Below are 1,217 nucleotides of genomic sequence, written 5' to 3'. Positions count from 1 at the left end.
AACGTGCACCGGCTCCGACCTCGACAGCAGCTCCTCCTTCAGAACCAACTGACGTCGTGCAGCAATCTCATAAGCCTCGGTGACAAAAGAGGTGTGCACCTGTTCGGACAATAGCGGATCGAGTGATCGAATTTCCATCTCAAAGGTGACATCCGAAGGGATGACATTTGAAGCATTGGGCTCGTTGAATACTCTGCCTATCGTACCGACAAGACGGTCCCCATAAGAACGGCAAATCCGCTCTAAGGCGAGGCAGATCTCGCCGAAGCCTGTCAGCGCATCCTGGCGCATAGACATGGGTGTAGTTCCAGCATGATTCGGTTGGCCCGTCACTTTTATCCGGCTGCGGTGTATACCGACAATGCCTGTCACTGCGCCTAGCGTGCGGCCGGTCTCCTCCAGCACGGGGCCTTGCTCAATGTGCAGCTCCAGGTAAAGGGCCACTTCCCCCGGTTTTCGGACCTCAGTCATTAAATCCGAACTTCTCCCACCTATTCTATCAATTGCATCGCGTAAACATAAGCCATTCGGGTCTTGCTTATGCATCATCTCTTCTGTCAACGTACCAACCATGCCTCGGCTGCCAATCGTCGATATGCCGAATTCGCTGGGCTCTTCGGCCGTAAAATCAACAATTTCTAACGTATGCTGCAGTCTGACTCCTGATTCCTTCAATCGCCTCGCGATTTCCAATCCTCCGACAACGCCGATGATGCCGTCAAATCTCCCACCGCCTTGGACTGTATCCGTATGAGATCCGATCAAGATCGACGGCAGCGCCGGGTTCAAGCCGGGCAGACGACCGATCAGGTTAGCGGCTGCATCCACGCTCACTTCAAGACCCGCTTCATGCATCCGCTCTGTCAGCCATTGCCGACCGGATTCATACCATGCTGTGAACGGTCTCCGCGTCCAGCCCGGCTTCGAGGGATCGCTGAATGATGACAACACTTCGATATCGGAAGTCAGACGCTGTAGATTGGGTTTCACATTATCGCTTTGCCCTGCCAAACCCCATTCCTCCTTCCGATTCGTTCGCCTTATGGGTTGCACGCACAAATTCACCATGCCCCGGCTGTCCTGTAACCGTGTCGTTATCATAGACCGTAACACCCCGAACGATCGTAGAAGTAACTTTCCCTTGCAGCTTGAGGCCATGATACGGGCTCCAGCCTGCACTGGAATGCAGCTTATCTCCATCCAGCACCCAGGAAACA

Annotated in this window: 1 protein-coding gene and 1 pseudogene; both read right to left on the bottom strand. The window is 54.0% G+C overall.

Annotated elements, in window-relative coordinates; genetic code table 11:
* On the bottom strand, nt 1–1,011 hold a 1,011-nt coding region (locus tag ACFRAK_RS27850; RefSeq protein ID WP_394573011.1), incomplete at its 3' end, for a M20 family metallo-hydrolase.
* A pseudogene (locus tag ACFRAK_RS27845) lies at nt 992–1,217 on the bottom strand (hypothetical protein); the annotation flags it as partial. The pseudogene ACFRAK_RS27845 and the gene ACFRAK_RS27850, both read right to left, overlap by 20 nt.

The sequence above is a fragment of the Peribacillus sp. NPDC056705 genome (assembly GCF_043656335.1).
This window is presented reverse-complemented; position numbering and strand designations above follow the sequence as displayed.